The organism is Candidatus Jidaibacter acanthamoeba (genome assembly GCF_000815465.1).
Lineage (GTDB): Bacteria > Pseudomonadota > Alphaproteobacteria > Rickettsiales > Midichloriaceae > Jidaibacter > Jidaibacter acanthamoebae.
This window is the reverse complement of record NZ_JSWE01000036.1, coordinates 96,820-118,964: the sequence shown is the minus strand read 5'-3', so window position 1 is coordinate 118,964 and position 22,145 is coordinate 96,820. Positions and strand designations below refer to the sequence as shown.

At 33.4% G+C, this 22,145-nt stretch carries 16 protein-coding genes and 1 rRNA gene; 7 read left to right on the top strand and 10 right to left on the bottom strand.

Features of this window, described 5'->3' with window-relative positions:
• Positions 1–12: 12 nt before the first annotated feature.
• Complete coding sequence (gene pheT, locus NF27_RS01000; protein ID WP_039454782.1) at positions 13–2,379, bottom strand: phenylalanine--tRNA ligase subunit beta; 2,367 nt, start codon at positions 2,377–2,379, stop codon at positions 13–15.
• Positions 2,380–2,463: 84 nt separating this feature from the next.
• Positions 2,464–3,207, bottom strand: a complete 744-nt coding sequence (locus NF27_RS00995) for a hypothetical protein (protein WP_039454781.1) — start codon at positions 3,205–3,207, stop codon at positions 2,464–2,466.
• A gap of 135 nt (positions 3,208–3,342) precedes the next feature.
• On the opposite strand from NF27_RS00995, the gene NF27_RS00990 reads away from it, so the two are divergent.
• Positions 3,343–3,630 (top strand): DUF2610 domain-containing protein, encoded by a 288-nt coding sequence (locus tag NF27_RS00990; protein ID WP_039454779.1) that lies wholly within the window; start codon positions 3,343–3,345, stop codon positions 3,628–3,630.
• A gap of 20 nt (positions 3,631–3,650) precedes the next feature.
• On the opposite strand, the gene NF27_RS00985 is transcribed toward NF27_RS00990, so the two are convergent.
• The 7 genes from NF27_RS00985 to NF27_RS00960 all read right to left on the bottom strand — a co-directional run bounded on the left by NF27_RS00985 (position 3,651) and on the right by NF27_RS00960 (position 12,450).
• On the bottom strand, positions 3,651–6,305 hold the full coding sequence (locus NF27_RS00985; protein WP_161791752.1) for an ATP-binding protein: 2,655 nt from the start codon (positions 6,303–6,305) through the stop codon (positions 3,651–3,653).
• A 144-nt stretch (positions 6,306–6,449) separates the two neighbouring features.
• Positions 6,450–6,611 carry a hypothetical protein gene (locus tag NF27_RS12195; RefSeq protein ID WP_161791751.1) on the bottom strand — a complete coding sequence of 54 codons (162 nt, stop codon included), beginning with the start codon at positions 6,609–6,611 and terminating at the stop codon, positions 6,450–6,452.
• Positions 6,612–6,955: 344 nt separating this feature from the next.
• Positions 6,956–8,446, bottom strand: coding sequence for a replicative DNA helicase (locus NF27_RS00980; protein ID WP_039454776.1), 1,491 nt, complete (start codon positions 8,444–8,446; stop codon positions 6,956–6,958).
• Positions 8,443–9,489 carry a uroporphyrinogen decarboxylase gene (gene hemE / locus NF27_RS00975; RefSeq protein WP_053332458.1) on the bottom strand — a complete coding sequence of 349 codons (1,047 nt, stop codon included), beginning with the start codon at positions 9,487–9,489 and terminating at the stop codon, positions 8,443–8,445. Before hemE ends, NF27_RS00980 begins: the two co-directional genes overlap by 4 nt.
• Before the next feature lie 306 nt (positions 9,490–9,795).
• Positions 9,796–10,299, bottom strand: a complete 504-nt coding sequence (locus NF27_RS00970) for a SixA phosphatase family protein (RefSeq protein WP_039454774.1) — start codon at positions 10,297–10,299, stop codon at positions 9,796–9,798.
• Positions 10,300–10,385: 86 nt separating this feature from the next.
• Positions 10,386–11,165 (bottom strand): sulfite exporter TauE/SafE family protein, encoded by a 780-nt coding sequence (locus tag NF27_RS00965; RefSeq protein WP_039454773.1) that lies wholly within the window; start codon positions 11,163–11,165, stop codon positions 10,386–10,388.
• A gap of 1 nt (position 11,166) precedes the next feature.
• On the bottom strand, positions 11,167–12,450 hold the full coding sequence (locus NF27_RS00960; RefSeq protein WP_161791750.1) for an outer membrane protein assembly factor BamB family protein: 1,284 nt from the start codon (positions 12,448–12,450) through the stop codon (positions 11,167–11,169).
• A gap of 211 nt (positions 12,451–12,661) precedes the next feature.
• Here NF27_RS00960 and NF27_RS00955 point away from each other — a divergent pair, with 211 nt between their 5' ends.
• Entirely contained in the window at positions 12,662–15,703 is a 3,042-nt protein-coding gene (locus NF27_RS00955; RefSeq protein ID WP_039454770.1) for a TrbL/VirB6 family protein, read from the top strand.
• A 149-nt stretch (positions 15,704–15,852) separates the two neighbouring features.
• Positions 15,853–16,533, top strand: a complete 681-nt coding sequence (locus NF27_RS00950) for a queuosine precursor transporter (protein ID WP_039454769.1) — start codon at positions 15,853–15,855, stop codon at positions 16,531–16,533.
• Positions 16,534–16,561: 28 nt separating this feature from the next.
• On the opposite strand, the gene NF27_RS00945 is transcribed toward NF27_RS00950, so the two are convergent.
• Positions 16,562–16,855 (bottom strand): YerC/YecD family TrpR-related protein, encoded by a 294-nt coding sequence (locus tag NF27_RS00945; RefSeq protein WP_199398802.1) that lies wholly within the window; start codon positions 16,853–16,855, stop codon positions 16,562–16,564.
• A gap of 361 nt (positions 16,856–17,216) precedes the next feature.
• Here NF27_RS00945 and NF27_RS00940 point away from each other — a divergent pair, with 361 nt between their 5' ends.
• The 4 genes from NF27_RS00940 (at position 17,217) to NF27_RS00925 (ending at position 22,120) form a co-directional block, all read left to right on the top strand.
• Positions 17,217–18,380, top strand: a complete 1,164-nt coding sequence (locus NF27_RS00940; RefSeq protein WP_039454767.1) for an alpha/beta hydrolase family protein — start codon at positions 17,217–17,219, stop codon at positions 18,378–18,380.
• Between the two features lie 383 nt (positions 18,381–18,763).
• Positions 18,764–20,264, top strand: a 16S ribosomal RNA gene (locus tag NF27_RS00935).
• Positions 20,265–21,081: 817 nt separating this feature from the next.
• A complete protein-coding gene (locus NF27_RS11985; RefSeq protein WP_161791749.1) occupies positions 21,082–21,294 on the top strand; it encodes a hypothetical protein in 213 nt (70 codons plus the stop codon).
• Positions 21,295–21,343: 49 nt separating this feature from the next.
• Entirely contained in the window at positions 21,344–22,120 is a 777-nt protein-coding gene (locus NF27_RS00925) for a hypothetical protein (protein ID WP_152606802.1), read from the top strand.
• Positions 22,121–22,145 lie beyond the last annotated feature (25 nt).

Below are 22,145 nucleotides of genomic sequence, written 5' to 3'. Positions count from 1 at the left end.
CTTAAATTTTTATTAACGTAATTTTGCTCCGCATTTAGCCGATACTTCATTTATGATACTTGTACAAATTTCTTCAATCTCCTTATCAAATAAAGTTTTATCCTTAGGTTGGATTTTAATACTAAGTGCAATTGATTTTTTGCCTTCTTCTACCCCATTACCACTATAAATATCAAAAATTGACACATTTTCTATAAGAGATTTATTTACTGATCTAATAACTTTTAATATGCTTTGTGCTTCTAAAGCTTCATCAACAATAAAAGCAAAGTCACGGTTTACTGCTTGAAAAGCCGATAACTCTAGTTTGCTTTTAGCATTTTTAGCATTTACTTTCGGTATATTTTCTAAAAATACTTCAAAGCCTATAACGCTTTCTTTTATATTAAGGGTTTTAAGGATATTAGGGTGTATTTCCCCTGCAAAAGCTATGAGTTTATTACCAAGTTTAAATGCGCCGCTTCTATAAGGATGATAATATTGCGGTACATTTTTTGTTACACTTAAATTCTCAGGGTTTAGCAGTGCTTCACTGCATATTGCAAAAACATCTGATTTTATATCATAAAAATCAGCCTTTCTTTCTTCTTTATGTACAGTTTTATCACTCATATTCCCTACCCTAACTCCAGAAATACAAGCTGATTGCAAATCTCTAAATTCTTTACCGAAAATATGCCCTCTTTCAAATAGCCCGAAATTATTAAAACCGCGTGCTAAATTTTTTGCTATAAACCCTAAAAGGTTTGGTATAATTGTCGGCCTCATTACTGAAAGCTCGCTACTGATCGGGTTCTCGAGCATAATCAAGTTATCAAACCCGAAATTTTTAACAGTTTGTTCATCCGTAAATGACCAACTTATTACCTCATCAAGTCCCCTTAGCCTAAGCCTTTCAGATATTCTCTTTTCTTTTTCTCGAGCATTGTTAAAGAGCTCTGTAGCCTTGATTAATATTTCACCGGAAGGAATGTTCTCAAAACCATAAACTCTTAAAATTTCTTCTACTAAATCTATTTCACTTGTTATATCACCTCTACGGTGGGTAGGGATTTTCACCTTATTTTCTTCAATAATAAAACCTAGCTTTTGCAATATCTCATTTATCTTAGTTTGTTCAATTTCAAAGCCTGCTACTTTACCTATAATAGTCGGAGAAAATTTAATTTCTGAAATATACTCGGGCTGCTCACCATATACGCTAACTAAGTTTGATGCTTCTCCTCCGCAATTTGTCACAACCGCTTCGGTTAAGTGGTTTATAAAGAATTCGGAAATGCCGGCATCCACCCTTCTTTCAAACCTATAACGGGCGTCGGTATTTATATTTAATTTTCTACCCGTGCGTGCTATATCCAAGGGGTTAAAGTTTGCTACTTCAAGAAAAATATTTTTGGTATTTTCATCAACTTTACTTAATTCACCGCCTATTATACCTGCTACTGCTAAAATTTTCCTACTATCGGCAACCACAAGCATATCCTCATCAAGCTGTAGCTCTTCTCCTCCTAAAGCAATAAATTTTTCCTTACTTTTTGCTTTTCTTACCACAATATCGCCTTCTATTTTATCGGCATCATATATGTGGTTAGGTCTTCCGAATTCCATCATGGTGTAATTTGAAATATCTACTAAGACAGTTTTAGAGCCAGAGCCGATTAATTCGAGAGTTTTTGTAATATTTTCTGCAAGAACTGAGTTTTTTACATCCCCTATATATCTTCCTAAGAACTCATAGCACCCTGCCCTATCTTCAATAGTAACTTTGATCTTAGATTCTGCTCTGCTCTTGATAGAATAATTGCTTTTAGGGGTAATTAACTCTCCGATTGATGTTGCACTTAAATCTCTGGCAATTCCGTAAACCGAGGCGGCATCTCCCCGATTAGGGGTAAGCCCGATATGAAATATTGTTTCATTTAAACCGGCTACTTCTGCAAAATTTTGCCCTATTTTTGCGTTGCCTTCGAGTTCTATTATTCCTTCTCCATCTCCGCTCAAACCTAGCTCTTCAGCTGAACAAAGCATACCGTTACTTTCAACGCCTCTAATTTTTGCAGCTTTTATTTCCATTCCGTTTAGAGGAATTTTAGTTCCGATCGGAGCCAAAACCACCTTTAAACCTGCTCGCGCATTCGGTGCCCCGCAAACAATTTGCAAGGTTTCATTCCCATTATTTACTTTACAAACTTTTAATTTTTCAGCGTCAGGATGCTTCACTGCCTCTTCAATCTCAGCAACTATAAACGATTGATATGCCTTAGCATTATCTATCACCTCTTCTACCTCGAGCCCTAAATTTGTTAAAGCATGAGTAATTTCAGTAATTGATGCTTCGGTTTTTAGGTATTTTTTTAACCACGCTAATGTAAATTTCATATCCTACTTTCCGGATTTTTTTGAAAATATAGCAGGGTTTGGTTAAATGGTAAACTTTGATTGTGCTATCTTAATTTTAGTAATTTATAACTCATCATGTTTATCCTGCATATAATTAAATATTTCCGTATATTCACATATTGCCGTTACAGTTTCATACGGGATGTCAATAAATATATACTTATAAGCTTCTATTGCAAACAAAGCATGCTCTATCGGTTCCCTAATATAAATTGATGAGCATTCAACTAAAGGTTTATTTTCATACAGAACACACAGCGGAGGGTTAATTACCGAATGCTCAAAATGCGCCCCTTTATGGCTATAATCATAGGTCGTATGGAGATTATATAAAAAAGTATCTTTTGGGATATTTATATCAATGGATTTGAATTTATCATCAAAGCCGGCAATCTTATTATATATATTTTCAGAAGCAAGATTTTCTAAGGCCAGATGCATAAGTGCACCGGTTTTAAGCTCTTCCATATGATCAGATAGGAAATATTTCATTGAAAATTGCTCGTACTCCTGCTCTATATAGGCAGGTAGGCTTTCAGATAATTTGGTAAAGTCTAAGGTTAAAGTTTCAAACTGGTTTTCTTTGTCCTTATCTTCATATCCGTTATACAAATAGTCTTTGCCTAAACGCATACCTCCGCAAAGCATTGTATTTACCAGTCCTATACCACTGTATACAAATGAATCGATAAACATCTCGAGCGGCAGAAAAGACATAAGCTTAGCAAGTTGGTAAGCACTGTATATTTGGTTACCTACTTTAATATTATCTACGGTTGCAAACAATTTTTCATACTTTATTGTCATAATTCTTCCTTATATTAATGAGAATGAGAATCATTCTCATTAATGCTTGAGTTCTTGTCAACACTAATTATTGCTTACATATAATTTTGATAGTATTCTTATATAATAGAGGGATTTCAAGCTTAAGGGATTAATATGAAAAAATTTACTATTCCATGTAATTTTAACGGAGTAAAAGCTCCTTTTACCGTATATATCGGTAACCCTGACCAGAGTCATCATCCGCTCTATTTCCAAGCGGAATGGCTAATGAAGCAAAGAGGTGGGGTAATCCCGCAGGAAGTAATGGATAGCCTTGAAAAACTCAAGGCTATAGCAGATAAAAACGGCGTATCTTTTGAAGAGCTATGCGAATATGCCTTAACTGCCGCCTTAAGTAAGCCTTCGACTGATAGCCCCCAAAATGGTGATGAAAAAAAATAGTTTATTAAATACCGAAGTTTTCAATAGAGCTTGTGCGCTTTACTGATTTTCGGGAAGAAAAGAGCAAATTCGGTATATTCCCCAAGCTTGGATTTACAATTAATATTCCCGCCTATATCTTCCATAACCATTTTACAGAATGCAAGTCCTATACCTGTACCGGTTTTATTTTTGCTGTAAAACCTATCAAATATATAAGGTAAATCTTCTTCCGCTATTCCTTTGCCTTTATCTCTAAAGTATAGCTGGTTGCCTTTTGTCCATATATCAATTTCAATATTTCTGCCGCCGTATTTATATGAATTGCTAAGCAGGTTGAAAAGTACATGCTTTAGATAATGCAGTGATCCGTAAAATTTAAAGTTATTAGTTAATTTGATACTAATTTTATTTAAGTTATTATTTAATGCCTGATACTCGGAAACTGCCTGCATAACGCAATCTTTAATAAAATAAACTTCTTTATCATCTGCAATAACATCACTTTTTAAAGAGGTAAGAAGACCGTCTACGGTGGATATTCCTTGTACGCTTACTTTTTCCAGCATTTTGCTGAACTGAAGTAATATTTCCATATCTTCTTTTTGTATAGAAAAGTGTTCTTTATCATGACTTTCATTATAAGTTTTTTCTAACTGACCTGTTATTGTCGACGCGCACATATTAAGGGTGGCAAGTGGGCTTTTTACCTCATGTGCCATTGCCCCGCCAAATATATGCATAGTTTGCACCCTCTCCTCTTGCTCTTTTTCTTTTCTTCTAAAAAAGAATAAAGAGATAAACATTAAAAAGAGATAAATATAGCCAATCGTGAGCGCATTATAATCTTCTGTATTTCCTACCTTTTGCCCGGTAAGCGTAAAAATAACGTACCCGAACACTACCCCTATAGAAAGTAGAACCAAAAAGCTTATTGCATCAACAAATAAATAAAGCGAAATTGCAGCCAGTACTCCATTAATTACCCAGAAATTATCCCCATGACTTGCGAATAACATGAAACTTGAAGCAAGTGGTAAGCAAAAAGTTACGGTAAAATACCAATATAAGTGTAAATATTTCTGCTGAAAAGATTTAGAAAATACAAAATCTTTTAACAGCAGCAACATACATAATAAGTATCCAACAGAAATAATATAAGCAAATATTTTATGTGCCGGGTCGGAAGTTAAACTTAAGGTATAAATAAAGTAATAAGTTAAAGTAAAAGCACAGAAACCATGATATTTAATATGTTCGCTTTTCTTTTTGAATACCTGCGGGATAGCTTTAAGCGGTTTGCTTAATGCTTGTTTTATTACTTTGGTTTTATATTTAATGAGTTTCCTCAAGTCGAATTTAGCTGTTTCCTTAAATTCCATTCCTATTTTTCCTTTCAGCACTTGTAAATAATGCATACCGAATAAACCGATCGCACTACCCATAGTACCGAAACATAAGCTAAGCACAGCTAATTCGCCGGTAACATAGCCGCTAATACATGTAGATGATAATCCTAATATTGTACTTACTATAAATGATGAAGAATTTGTTCTAAACCCTAAGAATCCTGCGGATAGGGGAATTAAAGTAATGGGATTCCAAATATTCAAAACAATATTTAATAATGTTGAAAATTCTTTAGCATTGATAGCAGCAAATATTGAAATTATGGATAGGCCTAAACTTACAAACCTTAAAATATGTAGTTGTTTACTATTAGGTATTTTTAAATTTAAGGTTTCTATTAAATCACTAGTTAAAATTATAGTAATTGAGTTTAACCAGGTTCCAGCCATCACTATAATGATAATTATAATCCCAATTATCATTAGGCTTTTTAGCCCCGCTGGTAATAAGTAATTTATGAAATATAATAATGCTTCGTCAGGATTTATATCAATAGCAGATATACTTATAATGTATCCTATTGCACATAATGATAAAGTAAAAGGAATAAAAATATACATTATATATTTTAAACTTTCCTTTAACTGTTTAGCATTATTAGCCATTAAACATCTTTGAATAAAAGGGGGAGTAAATTCAGGTAGTAAACTAAAAAGCATCAAACTTAGTAGCATTATAAGATTATTTGGTGTTAAATCAATTTTATAATGCGTATCTGGAAGTCTTTCAATTATAGTATCGACACCACCTATCTCAGCAAAAGTCACTATATAAACTATCGGAAAAATCAAAAAAGACATTATAAATTTTAATATCTCAATGAAATAAATAGTTTTATAGGTAGACAATAAAGAGTATAAAATTAAAACACAATAACCAGTTAAAATACCTTTAATTGGTTCTATACCAAAAATATAATTTAATACTTTAGATAATACGGTTATTTGTGCAGCAGTTATTCCTATCCCCATAATTACTGCAGCTGCACTAGTTAATCTTCTAGCATAGTTGCCATATAGCTTATACATTATTTCACTAACTGAAATACACCCCTTAAATTTTTCTATACCAGTTGAAACTATTTTAGACATTATCATCCAGCATACCGGCTGAAATAGATAATGACCAACAATTAATATTCCTCCCATAAAATATAACTTTGCTGACATACCAATAGTACTTCCTCCACCGATTGAGGAAGCAAAAAAGGCAAAAATTAAAGAGTTAATATTAGTTGTTTTATAATATCCAATTGCAAATTGCTTAATACTTTTTATCTTATGCATTTTATAAAACGCGATTAAAAAAAAGGCTAAAAAACAAGTTGCTATAATATATAAATTGATATTTTTAAATCCTATCATTAAGTTCAATTTTCTTCTTTATATAAAACTAACAATAGTTATATACTTTTCTATAGCTTGGGCAACTTAATAAGCACCTATAGCCATAGCATCCATAGATTGCTCAACAAACTTCACATTCTTAAGAGGAGAAACTAAGTAATCAGGATCCCTTCTACTACCTTCTTTAGCTGCTAAAACAACCATAACTGCAAATACACTTAAAAGGCTTACAAACTTCTTATTCATATTTTTAATCCTAAAATTTAATTAGTTTAAATAACTGATCTTAGAATTACTCATTTTCATTTATCATTCAATATTTTTTATGTAAAGCTTATATTTAGTAAAGGGATATCCATATATTAAATATATAATTAACGTTAATTATTAAATTTTAAATAGGTATATTTCTTTTATTATAAAACGATAAAAGCACAAAAAACCACCCTTGGATATAAGCTTATTAATAAAATTTTAAGAAAGAATATTAAAATTAAAGAAATAAAAAATATTGTTTTTTATAATAGTATTGTACTTAGATTATTAACTACCTTTTTTAGCTATATTACTTCTCTTCAATTTTTTAAATTTTAATAATCCGGATTATGATGATCCATATTAATATCCAAGTTCCCGAAAGCCGTAGTTGAAGAATCAAAGTATAGTAACTTACTACCGATCGGCCCGTTCCTTTGTTTGGAAACAATTACTTCCGCGGTATTATGCACCCTGTCATGGCTTAATTGCCACTCATTCATTTTATCGGGGTCGGATACTGGTTTCCTTCTCTCAAGATAATACTCTTCCCGATAAATAAACATTACCACATCAGCATCCTGCTCAATATTACCGCTTTCACGTAAGTCCGAAAGCTGCGGACGTTTATCTTCTCTTGATTCTACCGCCCTCGATAACTGCGATAGCGCAAGCACAGGAACATCCAGTTCTTTTGCAATAGCTTTTAAACCTTGAGAAATTTCACCTATTTCATGTACTCTGTTATCACTTGAGCCGGAGCCGGTTAAAAGCTGTAAATAATCTACAATAACCAAGCCTAAATTATGCTGCCTTTTTAATCTTCTTGCCCTTGTTCTTAAAGCGGAAATTGAAATAGCAGCAGTATCATCAATAAATACCGGAAGCTGATTCAAATTATTAGTTTCCGAGGAAAGCAGGGCAAGCTCTTCCTGTCTGATTGTTCCTAGCCTTATTTTACTGCCGTTTATCTTAGTTTTTACGGAAAGCATCCTCATAGCAACTTGCTCAGCTGACATCTCAAGTGAGAATATAGCAACCGATTTCGGTTTACCTTCACCTGATTTCTTATTTTCTTCAAGAAAGCTTTCTGCCGCATGTATACCCATATTGATAGCAAGTGAAGTTTTACCCATCGAGGGTCTGGCAGCAAGTATCAATAAATCAGAACTTTGTAATCCACCAAGCAAATTATCAAGTTCTATAAACCCTGTAGTTACCCCACTTAATCCGCCACCGCGTTTTAAAGCTGTATCAAGACGTTTTAAAGTTATCTTGATTGAGTCCTTTAGGGTAAGAAGTTTTGAGTCGGATTGACCCTGTACAGCTAAATTAAACAGCTTTTGCTCAGCTTTCTCTATCTGCTTAAAGCCATCTTCGTCAGAATTATTGATAAAAGAATCATTTACTATGTCTTCCCCGATAGTTATTAACTTTCTTCTGATTGCGCATTCATAAATAAGCCGAGCAAATGATTCCACATTCACAATAGTTGTTGCACTTGCAGCAAGCTTAACCAAATAATCGAAGCTTTTTATTCCTGATTCCTGCAAATCTTCTTCTTTTTCAAGATAATTTTTTAAGGTAATCGGATTGGCTACTAAACCTTTTTCAATGAACTTTATAATATTTTCATAAATTTTTTTATGCAGCGGCAGATAAAAGTGATCGGCAATAAGGAAATCAGCAACCTTATTAATATGCTCATTGTTGTTAAGTAAAGCGCCCAGTAATCCCTGCTCGGCTTCAATGTTACTAGGCTGCTCACGTAGTACTTGAGTTATGTTTTGCTCAATATGTATATTTTCTAAGCTTTCGGCTTTCATATTCTGAAGTTTCTAATATTTTCTATAAGTTCTTGTACATTTTCTATCGGAGTTTCCGGAACCACACCATGATTTAAATTAAAAATGTATGGGCGGCCATGAGTAATTCTCAAAATTTTTTCCACCTCTTGTTTAATATCTTTTTTGGAAGTTGCAAGCAAAAGATTGTTAAAGTTTCCTTGTATTACCTTATCTTTAATATTATCTTTTGCCTGTAAAAGTGAGATATCATCTGATATACTTAAGCAGTCCACTCCTGTTTGTGTGGCATATTCCTTATATAGTTGTTCCCCGGAATTTCGAGGAAACCCTATTATTTTGATCTGTTCGAATTCTTCTCTGACTTTTTTTATAATTTTTTTATTAGGTTCTATTACCCACCTCTGATATTCGGTACCTGACAGCACCCCTGCCCATGAATCAAATAACTTTATTACATCAGCCCCACTTTTAATCTGTTCTTTTAGATAAAACACGGTAGCTTCAATTATTTTATCAATTAATTTTTGAAATACATAGGGGTTCTCCTCTGCGAAAACTTTAACTTTCCCAAATTTTTGATCACTTACTCCTTGCACCATGTAGCAGGCAATTGTCCAGGGAGAACCTGCAAACCCGATTAAAGTTTTACCGGGGTAGTTGCTATCCAGTTCTTTCTTTACTAATTTTATTGTCGTGAAAACTTTTTCCAGATCTTTTATTTTCACCATTTCAAGTTGATTTATACGTTCTTCGGTGTTTGTAATTTCCAAGTGAGGACCTTCACCTTGCTTAAAATTTACTTCAACTCCTAAAGCGTAAGGTATGGTTAGTATGTCGGAAAAAATAATTGCCGCATCCAAATCAAATCTTCTTAACGGTTGAATGGTAACTTCAGCGGCAGCTTCGGGAGTAAAACAAAATTCCAGGAAATTTTTAAAATTTTTTCGTACCTCTCTATATTCGGGTAAATATCTCCCGGCTTGTCTCATTAACCATACCGGCACTCTACTTGTAGGTTTTTTATCATTTAAAATTTTCAACAGAGTCTTTTCTACTATCATTATTATTTATCTTAAATACTTTAATAAGTAATAGATAATATAGGAGTGTTGAAATGTTAATTAAAACTTTTAAATACATTACCAACATAGATATCAACAAAAATATTTTATGTAAAAAACATCTTATAAATATATATTTTTAGAGCTCTAGAAACATTTTATAAAATGAGTTATCAACATATCAACATTTACCTCAAAATTTTTATTCACATGTTGATAATACGTGTGAATAACTCTTAGGAGTGTCTAATAAAGTGTTAGTTACTAACAGGAGATAAATTGCTCACAACTTATTAACATAAAATGTTAGTAAGTTTTGTGGAAAACTAGATCTAATATAGAAGTTTGGTAATTTGTAAGAGGAAACCAATTGTTAGTATCTATATTTAGCACAACTAATTTAGCGGTTATTGCATAATCTGAAACTTCAGGAAATACGTGCTTATTGGTAGGAGATAAAATTTCTGAAAGCAGGGTGATTGAAGGGTTGTGGCCGATTACCATTAAAGTGTTTATATCATCATTTGTATCTTCAATAATGCTTATAAGGTTATTAATAGAGGAATTATATAATTCTTGCTTAAATATCAGATTGGTTTTATCGGATAAATTGTTAAGAACTATTTCAGCTGTTTGCTTAGTACGTATAGCATTAGAACATAAAATGAGTTCAGGAACAGGGTTATTTAGAAAATATTTGTTTAAATATAAACATTCCTCCTTACCCTTTTTACTTAAAGCTCTATCAAAATCTGATTGACTGCTATTAAAAGGAGCATCGGCATGTCTTAGTAAAAATAATTTTTTCATTAAATAAAATAAAAAATAACTATATTTTAATATTAATGATATAATTTATTTTTTGTAGTTTTTAATAATGTGCTTATATTAATTTATTAGGATATTAAGTTAAAAGCATATGAAATTATTAGGTAGGCATTAACAAACATCATTAGTGAATAGAGAGAGTTAAAAATAGCTTTTTTACTGTTAAGTATTTGTCCTCCTACATATGAGACTAAAAATAAGCCAGGGATAGTGGCAAGCCCGAACATAAACATAGCTATTATAGCTGTAAAATAGCTTTCAGTTCGTGATATAACGGTAATTATAGAAGCATATACAATTCCACAGGGGATAAGCCCTAAAATCATTCCCATAATAAATCCTTTAAAACCAAATGGGCTTAAATTTAACTTACTTACTTTTCTGGCAAAAAAGTTATCAAGTTTATTTTTAAAAGGTAATTTTAAATCAAAGAGTTGGAAAGTTTTAGTAATGCCTGACTTTATAAACAGAAGAGCAGTAATAATCAATAATGTCAGAGCTGCCCACTTTATATAAGGAATATTTTTTATACTTTTTGAAAATATCATCGCAATTAACATCAACATTACATATGTAAAAGCTTTACCGAAATAGTAGGGTAAGGAAAGTGCAGCATTTAATTTGTATTTTTCCTGCATCTTTTCCTTAGGCAAATGCATTAGCCTCATACTCATCTGAGTTAAGGCTATAGGCCCGCACATACCAATACAATGAGTAAAACTTGCAGCAAGCCCGGTTAAAAATAGGGTTAGTATTAAACCCTCACTACTCGCATCAAGCCCTATAAACGATAAAATTTCATTTATATTAAAAGAGCTGTGAGCATGATGGTGTTCGCAGTGCGCCAATTTAAGAATACTCTACAATTTTACCGTTATTGGAAAGTAAATATAATTTACCATTAAAAATAATCGGAGCCGTCATTACATTTTTAATTACCTCTCTTTGAAATAATTTTTCACCGCTATTTATATCAAATTCGAATAATTGTCCTTGGGAATTTACTATTAAAATTTTATTATTTCCAACAATAGGTTCCGACCAAATAGTATGATGTTTATTTTTTTGATCTTCAAATAACTTCAGATTGGTTTGCCACTTTATTCTGCCATCATATTTATTGAAAGCTATAAGCTCTTTGGATTCATTGATTCCGATTGCGAGCTCTCCGCATGACCAGAGCGGTTTATTAAAACCAAGTTTATTACTCCACAACTGTTTACCGTCTTTTAAATTCAGTGCTGAAACGATCCCCTCATTATCATAAAAAATTAATAAGCTTTCTTCTAAAATAATTTTATGAACTACGCTATGAAACTGCTTATGTGCACCAAGCCTTTCGAGTCCGCTATTATTACTTAAGGACATAAGCTCATTACCGGTTGTTGTTTCTATTCCGACGATTTCCCCTGAGCTATATTGAACTAATACAATATTACTAACCACAACAGGTGAAGAGGTTTCTACTGTACTAACATCACTTTTAACCCCATAGTGCGCCCAAACTATCTCACCTGTTTTAGCATTTAATGCATATGTTGAGTTATCAAGTGTTTGAATAAACAGTAAATCATTTGCAAGAGCGGGAGTAGAGCGAGTAGGGCTCGCTATCTCTTTAGACCATATAATACTACCGTCATCAGCATTAATAGCAGTTATGGTATTTAAACCCAGAGTTACAAAAAGAATATTATCCTTAAGAGTTATACCGCCGTGGTAAAAATCCGGAGAGATGTGAAACAACCCGGCACTTGATTTTTTTCTAAGCTCAGCAGTTTCCCACAATTTTTTGTTAGAATCCAGATCGTATGCTAATAACATACCGGCGGGGTCTAAAATTATTATTTGGTTATCAAATAATATCGGTTGAGTAATGCTAGAAAAAGTATTTGAACCTTTAAAGCTAAATTCTTTAGATTTTTTAAAATTAGCTGTAAAACTTAAATTTGGAAATAAAACGGAATTGATGCCGTTTGAACTTTTTATTTCATTTATATTTTGAGCTTGAGGAATGGAAATTAATGTGCCTTTATAACCTTCATCAATACTAGTTGAGAAAACGGAAGGATAAACGGTAATTCTTTCGCCGACTAATCTTTCTTTTTTATCATCGCCAAGCCATAAGTTTGACATACTGCTGCAACCGGTTAAAGCTAATAAGGATAAAGCTGTAATACTAAAATTTATATATTTCATAAAAAAAGGATAAAGTTCTAACTGTTAAGAATTGCTAGCATAAAGAAAACTACTTTTCAATAAAAGTAAGTTTTCTATTGTATAAAAAAGAATAAACTTTTAACCTTGAAATAATTAACTTATTATATTATAGGCACTTAGCACTTATATGCCGCATTTGCTTAAAAACATACTAGCTATAGTAATCATTTTTACTTGTAAAGTAGCCTTTGCAGGGAGCTTTTATACCAATTGTATTACCGGGAATGATTTCGGCGGATCTAATAAAATAGAAAACATGGTTCTTGCTCCTTTAAATCCTGTCTGCCAAGATCGTTGTAATATTGAATGTACAAGTTTTTCAAGAGAGGTTAACGGAGTAGAATTAAATCAATCAGTAATTACTGCATGTAAAACGGATTGCCAAAACGGAGTTTATTACTCAAGTAGTTATTATGACGTTAAAGATGCATCCGTAATTCCGCCCGTCATAGAAATTAAAGCCCCTATCACGATAAAAACACATTGCGGAGATAATGAATGGGCTAAAAATAACACATATGCAACTAATATTAATGTAAAAAAAGGTGATAAAATACGGTTGTCTATAGCCGGCAACTCAAGTAATAATATAGTTTATTTATGCGGAAAAAAAGATGTTTTATTACAGCCGATTTTTAGTTCTTCAAAACCATCCGAATGGGAAAATGATTCCAACCAAACACAATGGATAAGTCAGGCGCAGCATGAATGTCTATATTATATGAATACTGGTGAATGGAACAATCTTACAAATTATAAGTTATGGAGCTTAAATTACTCGCCGCTCAGCCAAAATTATGCTTCTAAATGTGTTGCCGGTCAAAGCGTAAATGTACCGGATGCTGCCTCAATAAAAATTGACAATGTAACTGAAGCAATACTTAACGCCAATTTAGGTGGATCTACAACACAAAATACCCCGGATAATAGTTTTTGCAAAGTTGTCGTTCCTTCAAATCTAAGTAGTATTTATGGCCCCTGTAAATGGAGTGCAAGGAATTATAATTTTACCGATACTGGGATAAATGTTGCAGATGGTGATGAATTATCAATTAGTTGGAGCGGTAGGTATAGTCATTTTAATCATGCCCTTGGAGAGTTAGATACTAACGGCTTGGCAAAGTGTATGACTGATCCTAAAAAATCCTCAAGTATTAGGAAAGCTTGTTTTGATTCATTTTATGCTGATAGTTCAATCCAAATTAAGTCTGCACGCCAATCAGGATTTAATGTATCCTCTATCCCGGGTATAGTTATGAACGGCGAAGCTACGCGCTTAACTCCGATTGGGACTACCTCTTTTCAAATAAATCCAGAAATAAAAAAAACTACTCTATTAGGGCTACAAGGGAATGTTATTGATGAGAATCTAAAGACTACAATTCTGACAAACATTCCCGGTTGTGTTAATGCCTCTGCGGTTAATGACCCTATTATCTCTAAACTTCAAAGTTCAGAGAAGCCTGAATGTATACAGATTGATGATTTAGGTACGCCTCATTATAATTATTCCGGCATACTAAAAGGGTTTAGTGCTGAGAGAACACCACTTGCAATCAGGCATAATGACGGCCATACAGACATTGAGACATTGAAAATGTGGTATAGTGATAACTTCGGCGGATATAATGTCGATATCAGTTGGGGCGGGTGCCCGAAATATAATGGTGAGAATGTCCAATATGCAGTTGCTCCCTCAGGAAGTGCTATTACTGAGAGTATGTGGAAAGATGTTCCGCAAAATTCATACCTACAAGGGAACTATTTAAATATTAATTTTAACGATCCGGGAACCTTGTTTTTTAGGATAAAAACTTTAACACCGCCGGCAGGCTCATCTGCTGAAATTAAAAAACTTTATGAGAGTCCGGGCAGCTATTTCGGTCAATATTATATAGTAGCCGAGTTACTTAAATCTGATGCAACAATTACTTGCGGCACCATCTGTGAGTTTATAAATATGATTCATGATGTATTAGTCGGCTCGGGCGATGGAAGACCCGGTGCAGCACAATCAATTTTTTCTTCAATTACAAGGGATGCTCAGTATATAGGTTTAGTACGTGCGCTTTTAGTATTCTATGTTGCATTTTTTGGCGTAGGGTTTTTAATCGGCACTATAAAACTTAATCAACAGGAAGCTCTGATTCGTATGGTAAAAGTAGGAGTAATAATTACTTTGATTTCTCCTAATTCGTGGGATTTCTTCGGTACTTATTTGCTTAATATGTTCATAGAAGGCGGGATTGAGTTAATTGCTATAATAGTCTCAGGTTCTTTCAGCAGTGAAGTTGTAGATGTTACTAGAGATCCGTTTGCCGTATTTAGTTTATTTGACGGTCCGATTTCTCAGATATTCAGCTCAGCTGTTTGGAAAAAAATATATGCTCTTATATGTACGGGGCTTTTAGGTCTTATAGTTGCATTAGTAGTTATGTATTGTGCAATAATTTATGTGCTGTCTTTGCTTAAAGCTACTCTTGTATATATATATTCACTGGTTGGTATTGCACTTTTAATCACAACCGCTCCGATATTCATTTGCTGCTTATTATTTGAAATTACGAAAACGTTGTTTGATAGTTGGTGGAAATATTTAGTTTCTTATACTTTACAACCTGTAATGGTTTTTGCCGCAATAGCTATTTTTAACTTAGTAATAATGGTTTTACTTTATACTTGTCTGAATTTTACTGCATGTGAATTCTGTATATTAGGGATAGATTTAGGATCTATCTATAATGAGTGCTGGATTCCGGGATATAGAACTACTCTTGCAATGAATATTCCCGGTAATGTACCGAATTTCTTTATACCCGAAAATGTTATTTCAACTGCTCTTGCTTTTGCTTTACTAGGCAATTCAATGTATAAGTTTACAGGTTTCATTGCAAGTATTTGTGCCGTGCTAATTACCGGTAGTGTTCAAAGAGAGGCAACTGCTGCCGCACCTGCTGATACTACAATGAGTGCTATGAAGAACACTGTTAAAACTGCAATAAGCACTACTACCCAAATGGCCTCAGCAGGTATTAAAACCGCCGGGGCTGTAGGGGACAAGGCAGCTCCGGGAGTAGGCCAAGTAGCTAATAAGGCCGGAGAGGGAGTTGAGCAAGCCGGAGAGAAAGCTGGAGCCATGCTCGATAGTGTTATGGAAAAGGATAAATAATTAATTTATTATGGAGTACTTAATTTAATTAAGACCAAAGCAATTTTTAATATTGTTATTTATATAACAGAAATTGATTATTAATAAAAATACAGATAAAATGCAAAAAAAATTGATCTGTATCTTTAGCAATGAACACTACCACAAAAATGTCTTACCAAAAAAATACTAATAGCTTATTAGTTATCGGAGTATTATTTAGTGCATTTTTAATTTTATCTAACCTTGCAGAAAATAAGATTTGTGAGATCTATGGCTTTTATTTTGCCGGCGGGTTAGTATTCTTTCCGCTTACCTATATATTTGATGATGTTCTGACTGAGGTATATGGTTTTAAAGTATGTAGAAGGATAATTTGGCTGGCATTTTTCAGTAATCTTGTAGTTATTGTCGGATTATATTTAGTAATGCTTATTAAGCCGGCTGCCGAGTGGCAGAATCAAGAAGCTTTTGACATAATATACCATCAATCGTTTAGAGTGCTTTTAGCCTCTTTTATCAGTTTTTTATTTGGTGAGTTTATAAATGCCTTCGTTTTAGCAAAGCTTAAAATAAAGACTAAAGGTAAGCATTTTTGGTTTAGAGCAATATTAAGTTCCGCATTAGGTGTATTTGTAGAAAATACTATTTTTTGCTTTATAGCATTTCTTGGTATTATGGAGCTTTCCGTGATTTGGAACATTATAATTACCGGATATTTCTTTAAGTTATTCTATGAAATAGTTGCTTTACCTTTAACCTATAAAATAGTGAACTTTCTTAAAAATAAAGACGGTATCGATTACTATGATTATAAAACATCGTTTAATCCCTTCTCAATTTCAAACTAATGACTATTAGTAGCTTTTGAGCTTTACTTCATTTTGAAAGAATTTTTCTGTAGCCGCCGTAAGGTTCATGTTTTAAAAACCTTGCTACTCTTCCGATGGTTGAAATGCTTACTCCTGTTCTATTATATATATCGCGATAAGAAAGGTCTCCTGCATGTAAAAGCTGTGCTACATGCCATCTTTCCTGCATAGCTTTAATTTCTGCCGGGGTGCAGAGATCTCTAAAAAAAGCATAGCAATCTTCTAATGTTTTAAGTTTTAATATTACTTCATAAAGTTCATTTTCGTAACTTTTTATTTTACTCATATCTATATTATCCATAATTTTAGCATTAACCTTATTTAATAGTTAAAATTTATAATATTCTTACTAGAAATAGCAACCCTAAGTTGAGTAGGTTTTGTATAAATTTAGTTAATAGCTTAAAGCTTTTAATATAACATAGAAATTGGCATAAAACGATACAACCTAGGATTGAGCTAGGTTCTTAGCTATAAATAGTATCAATTTATAAAAATGAAAAATAACGACTTAAGTAGTTGAGATTTATCATTAAACAAATGTGTTTGAAATAAAACTTAATATAAATATAATAAATAATAACTATATTTAACAGTTATAGATAATTTATACTTGATTATGCTGTAAGATAGGTTGTTTTCATTAATTCTGGGAGGGAGTTATGTTTGATAGAATTGCTGCGAAATTTAGTAATATAGTTTATAATGATGCAAATCCGCTTTATAAAGATGGTGGTTATCTTAATTTAGAAGGGTGGGAGCTTTTAGAATCTTCTAAAAATAGAGACGAGAATGGTTATTTCGGGGCAGCATTCGGTGCTAATAATACTATTATAATAGCGCACAGAGGTACTGAGGTAGGAAGCTTAGATGACATTAAAAACGATATTAGTATTTTTTACAATAAACCACTGACTCAGCTTCCTTATGCTCTAAAATTTTCAAAATTTGTTGAGAATAAGTATAACTCAATTTTTAGCTATTTACATACAGGCCATTCATTAGGAGGATTACTTGCAGAAGTTGTCGGGCTGAGCTTGAAGCAGCCGGTAATTTCTTTTGAAGCACCGGGTGCATATCAAGCGGCAAATGCTGTGCTAAATGATCCGGATAAGATTAAAGGAGATAATATTACTACGTATTTTACTGATCCTAATTTTATAAATACTCACGGCAAACACATAGCAAATAATTTTTATAAGGTTGATTATTTTACTAATCCTACAGGTGTTGAATTAACTGATTATATCATATATTCAGTAAAGCAGCATTCAATGGAAAACTTAATGAATCAATTTGATGCTGAAACAGGTAAGCCGATAAACTTTAAAATAGTCCAAAATTGGCCGGAAGGTTTTGAAGCCGGGTATAAAAGTTATTTAGATAATAACCGATTATGGCAACAAAAAGCTGTTTTAGATTGGGAGCAAAACATAATCATTGAAAGCTATACTGACCCTGATACTTTTGAAATTGTTGAAATTAAATTACAAGATGAATATCAGGGTATTACGGAGTACAAAGCAGAGTTGGATAGTGAAAGAACGACAGCTAAAAAGCATATAGAAGGTTGCTTGGTTGTCGGGTTTGCTAAAACTTTTATATACCTGACTAGTACTGCTTTTAAAAAACCTTTCGAAGAGAGCTTCTTCGGTAAGCTATTAAACAAGTTCAGTAACTTAATGGCTGAAAATTTTAGCAGCTATATTGATGTGCATGAAAATAATACTCAGAATATAGCTTATCAGGAGGCTGAGCTTCTTGAAGAGGAACTGCCTTGTTGTGATATATTGTTTAGTAGTAGTATTGATTGTGATTATTGCTAAGTAGCATAAGTAATAGTTAGGCTGGTTATTATAATGGGAAAATTCAACGGTAAATTTGAAGTAATAAATTTAAGTAAGTTTTAATATAAATTTTTAAAGATTAAAATTTAGATGTTACAATAGCTTAGCCGTGGCTTTTATAAATTTCCTTTCCCATTAAGAAATTAAATATGAAATAAAATGAAAAAAATTTGAAAAAAGAGTTTGACAGTAGAGAAAAGAATGGCTATAAATTCCAAACACACACGGCAAGATAACAAAAAAGATTGCCGGATCTTTTGAAATTGAGAGAATTAAATTTAAAGACGGTGGTACGTAGAAGATTAATATAACTTAACGTACTACAATCTGTCAGTACATTTTTTGAGTTATAGCCAAGGATAAAACTTGAGAGTTTGATCCTGGCTCAGAGTGAACGCTGGCGGCGTGCTTAACACATGCAAGTCGAACGAGTAAGAGCCGTAGCAATACGGAGTTCTGCTAGTGGCAGACGGGTGAGTAATACATGGGAATCTACCTTAAAGTCTGGGATAACTGTTGGAAACGACAGCTAATACCGGATATTGCCGAGAGGTGAAAGATTTATTGCTTTAAGATGAGCCCATGCAAGATTAGCTTGTTGGTGGGGTAATGGCCTACCAAGGCTACGATCTTTAGCTGGTTTGAGAGGATGATCAGCCACACTGGAACTGAGACACGGTCCAGACTCCTACGGGAGGCAGCAGTGGGGAATATTGGACAATGGGCGAAAGCCTGATCCAGCGACGCCGCGTGAGTGATGAAGGCCTTCGGGTTGTAAAGCTCTTTTAGTAGGGAAGATAATGACGGTACCTACAGAAAAAGCCCCGGCTAACTTCGTGCCAGCAGCCGCGGTAATACGAAGGGGGCAAGCGTTACTCGGAATTACTGGGCGTAAAGCGTGCGTAGGCGGCTTGGTAAGTTGGAAGTGAAAGCCTAGGGCTCAACCTTAGAATTGCTTTCAAAACTGCCTGGCTAGAGTACTAGAGAGGATAGCGGAATTCCTAGTGTAGAGGTGAAATTCGTAGATATTAGGAGGAACACCGGAAGCGAAAGCGGCTATCTGGCTAGACACTGACGCTGTTGCACGAAAGCGTGGGGAGCAAACAGGATTAGATACCCTGGTAGTCCACGCAGTAAACGATGAGTGCTAGATATTGGAATTTAATTTTCAGTGTCAAAGCTAACGCGTTAAGCACTCCGCCTGGGGAGTACGGTCGCAAGATTAAAACTCAAAGGAATTGACGGGGACTCGCACAAGCGGTGGAACATGTGGTTTAATTCGATGCTACGCGAAAAACCTTACCAGGCCTTGACATGTTGGTCATATCATGAAGAGATTCATGAGTCAGCTCGGCTGGACCATCACAGGTGTTGCATGGCTGTCGTCAGCTCGTGTCGTGAGATGTTGGGTTAAGTCCCGCAACGAGCGCAACCCTCATCCTTAGTTACCAACAGGTTATGCTGGGCACTCTAAGGAAACTGCCGGTGATAAGCCGGAGGAAGGTGGGGATGACGTCAAGTCAGCATGGCCCTTACGGCCTGGGCTACACACGTGTTACAATGGTGGTGACAATTGGACGCAATAGGGCGACCTGGAGCAAATCCCTAAAAGCCACCTCAGTTCGGATTGTACCCTGCAACTCGGGTACATGAAGTCGGAATCGCTAGTAATCGCAGATCAGCATGCTGTGGTGAATACGTTCTCGGGTCTTGTACACACTGCCCGTCAAGCCATGGGAGTTGGTCTTACCTTAAGTAGGTGTGCTAACCGTAAGGAGGCAGCCTACCACGGTGAGGTCGATGACTGGGGTTAAGTCGTAACAAGGTAGCCGTAGGGGAACCTGCGGCTGGATTACCTCCTTTCAAGACAATTTTGAGCAAAGTGCTTCATTGCAATTAGCTCTATAGTCAAAGAACAAAGTACCACCGTCTTTAAATTTAATTACTCAATTTCATTCAAATCTATTTTTCATATTTTGCTGATTTATATAACAAATTAAATTTATTTTTATTTATCTATAATTTTTATCTACTAAATAAGCTTATATAATGAGATATTTTTTTATAATAATTTTAGCAATAAAGTAATAACCTTAAAAAGTTATCTATTGTTAAAATAAGTTCTTAAGAATAGCATGATGTTTATCTTATCTGGTTTTTAGATGATTGATAATTCTTATTCAGATTATCGATAATTTATTTAAAAAGTATTTAGTTAATCTAAATATAATATATTACTCACTTATGAAGTATTTATTAATACCTGATAATTTTAAATTAGAATCTCTAAAAGGGCTCGATTTTAAGCGCTTTTGAGTATTTTACTTTCCTGTAGTGTGTAGGTATGCTGCTTAGAGAGATATCTATTGCTTGTTGACCTTTGTAATGCTTTTTTTATTATTTTGGAAGATGTCTTATAAATTAAATTGCTAGCTTTATGATCAGGTATAATAAGTTGCCTGCAAATTGGGATTAGTATAGACGCATACATATGAGCTAGTGCTTTCTTGAAGTTCACAAATAAAACCTTATAAAAATTTGTTAAATTATAGTGAGTATCAACTTTTCTCATCTTATATAAAATAGTTATATTCAAATTATTAAAATCTTTTTAAACCAAAACTTTTATAATATAGAATAATAATATGTTATATCTTTTCTTCAATTTTTTAAATATTTTATGGATTCCAGATTTTATTATATTAAACCTTTGCGTAAATCGTTAAATGATTTTCCAATACTAACGAGCAAGCGCTGTAGAGAAAATCATTATAAAAATATTGAAACAACTATATTAGTTGATTTAAATATTCTTGCTGAAATGAGTAGAGTTATAGAAAATAAGGTAGCTTACGATACCATACCATACTTCATACCTAGCATTATTAGTTAAATCCTTAAATGAATTGAAATATATTTTCCTTTCCCCCGGGCTTGCATTAATGGAAGCAAATGAAGAATATAAAATTAAAATGCATAAAAACTTTAATTTGTTTTTGGCAAAATATCTTCCTAGATTTTATGATGCGCATAATTCAGTTGATGATATTGCTGAGCTTAAAAATTCCCAAAACTTTACAACCCTTAATTCTCAAGAAAAATTTCATTATGTTATTCCTTATCTATCCTTGTTAAAAATAAATTTTATAAATAAGCAATTTAAAGAGCTTTCTTCTTTCACAAGGTTTAAGAAATATATAACTTATATGGCTTTTGAAGCTAATAATATTAGTGCTCTAGAAACTGAAATTGCCAAATTCACTTTTTTCAATTATTCAGCTATTAAGAACCATAGCTCACAATTAAGATGTAAATATATTACTAAAAACTTTATTAAAAAATATAAAACAGCTGAAGAGCTTTTTCAAAATTGCTTAAATGCAGCACGAGAAATTACCTATTACAGAGCAACTATAATCTCAGAATTAATGAAGATAAACGGTTATACTCAAGACTCATGGCTAATAACCGCGGATAAAGGCATAAAAGCATTATCTGATGTTATTGGGTTTGTAGTAAATGAAAATAACCCTATGTCTCCTTTAGCCAGAAGATTTATAGATGATGAGGTCTATAATAGCAGTGATTACTGGTATAAATGTAATGAAATGTACAATAATTTAACTTTATTACGATTAAAAATGAGTAGCCGATGTTCTCATGAAGAAATGTATGACAGGCTCCTCAATTGTGTTAAGCAATTAGAAAAAGACTTATAATAGGTAGTAAAACAAGCGTTCTCAA

Excerpts from the sequence above, each read along its gene's own strand:
- NF27_RS00985 (WP_161791752.1), bottom strand. The coding sequence starts at position 6,305 with ATGCATAAGATAAAAAGTATTAAGCAATTTGCAATTGGATATTATAAA.
- NF27_RS00925 (WP_152606802.1), top strand. The coding sequence starts at position 21,344 with ATGGAAGCAAATGAAGAATATAAAATTAAAATGCATAAAAACTTTAAT.
- pheT (WP_039454782.1), bottom strand. The coding sequence starts at position 2,379 with ATGAAATTTACATTAGCGTGGTTAAAAAAATACCTAAAAACCGAAGCA.
- NF27_RS00945 (WP_199398802.1), bottom strand. The coding sequence starts at position 16,855 with ATGGATAATATAGATATGAGTAAAATAAAAAGTTACGAAAATGAACTT.
- NF27_RS00995 (WP_039454781.1), bottom strand. The coding sequence starts at position 3,207 with ATGACAATAAAGTATGAAAAATTGTTTGCAACCGTAGATAATATTAAA.
- NF27_RS12195 (WP_161791751.1), bottom strand. The coding sequence starts at position 6,611 with ATGAATAAGAAGTTTGTAAGCCTTTTAAGTGTATTTGCAGTTATGGTT.
- NF27_RS00960 (WP_161791750.1), bottom strand. The coding sequence starts at position 12,450 with ATGTCAAACTTATGGCTTGGCGATGATAAAAAAGAAAGATTAGTCGGC.
- NF27_RS00940 (WP_039454767.1), top strand. The coding sequence starts at position 17,217 with ATGTTTGATAGAATTGCTGCGAAATTTAGTAATATAGTTTATAATGAT.
- NF27_RS00970 (WP_039454774.1), bottom strand. The coding sequence starts at position 10,299 with ATGAAAAAATTATTTTTACTAAGACATGCCGATGCTCCTTTTAATAGC.
- NF27_RS11985 (WP_161791749.1), top strand. The coding sequence starts at position 21,082 with ATGGATTCCAGATTTTATTATATTAAACCTTTGCGTAAATCGTTAAAT.
- NF27_RS00980 (WP_039454776.1), bottom strand. The coding sequence starts at position 8,446 with ATGAAAGCCGAAAGCTTAGAAAATATACATATTGAGCAAAACATAACT.
- NF27_RS00950 (WP_039454769.1), top strand. The coding sequence starts at position 15,853 with ATGTCTTACCAAAAAAATACTAATAGCTTATTAGTTATCGGAGTATTA.
- NF27_RS00990 (WP_039454779.1), top strand. The coding sequence starts at position 3,343 with ATGAAAAAATTTACTATTCCATGTAATTTTAACGGAGTAAAAGCTCCT.
- NF27_RS00955 (WP_039454770.1), top strand. The coding sequence starts at position 12,662 with ATGCCGCATTTGCTTAAAAACATACTAGCTATAGTAATCATTTTTACT.
- hemE (WP_053332458.1), bottom strand. The coding sequence starts at position 9,489 with ATGATAGTAGAAAAGACTCTGTTGAAAATTTTAAATGATAAAAAACCT.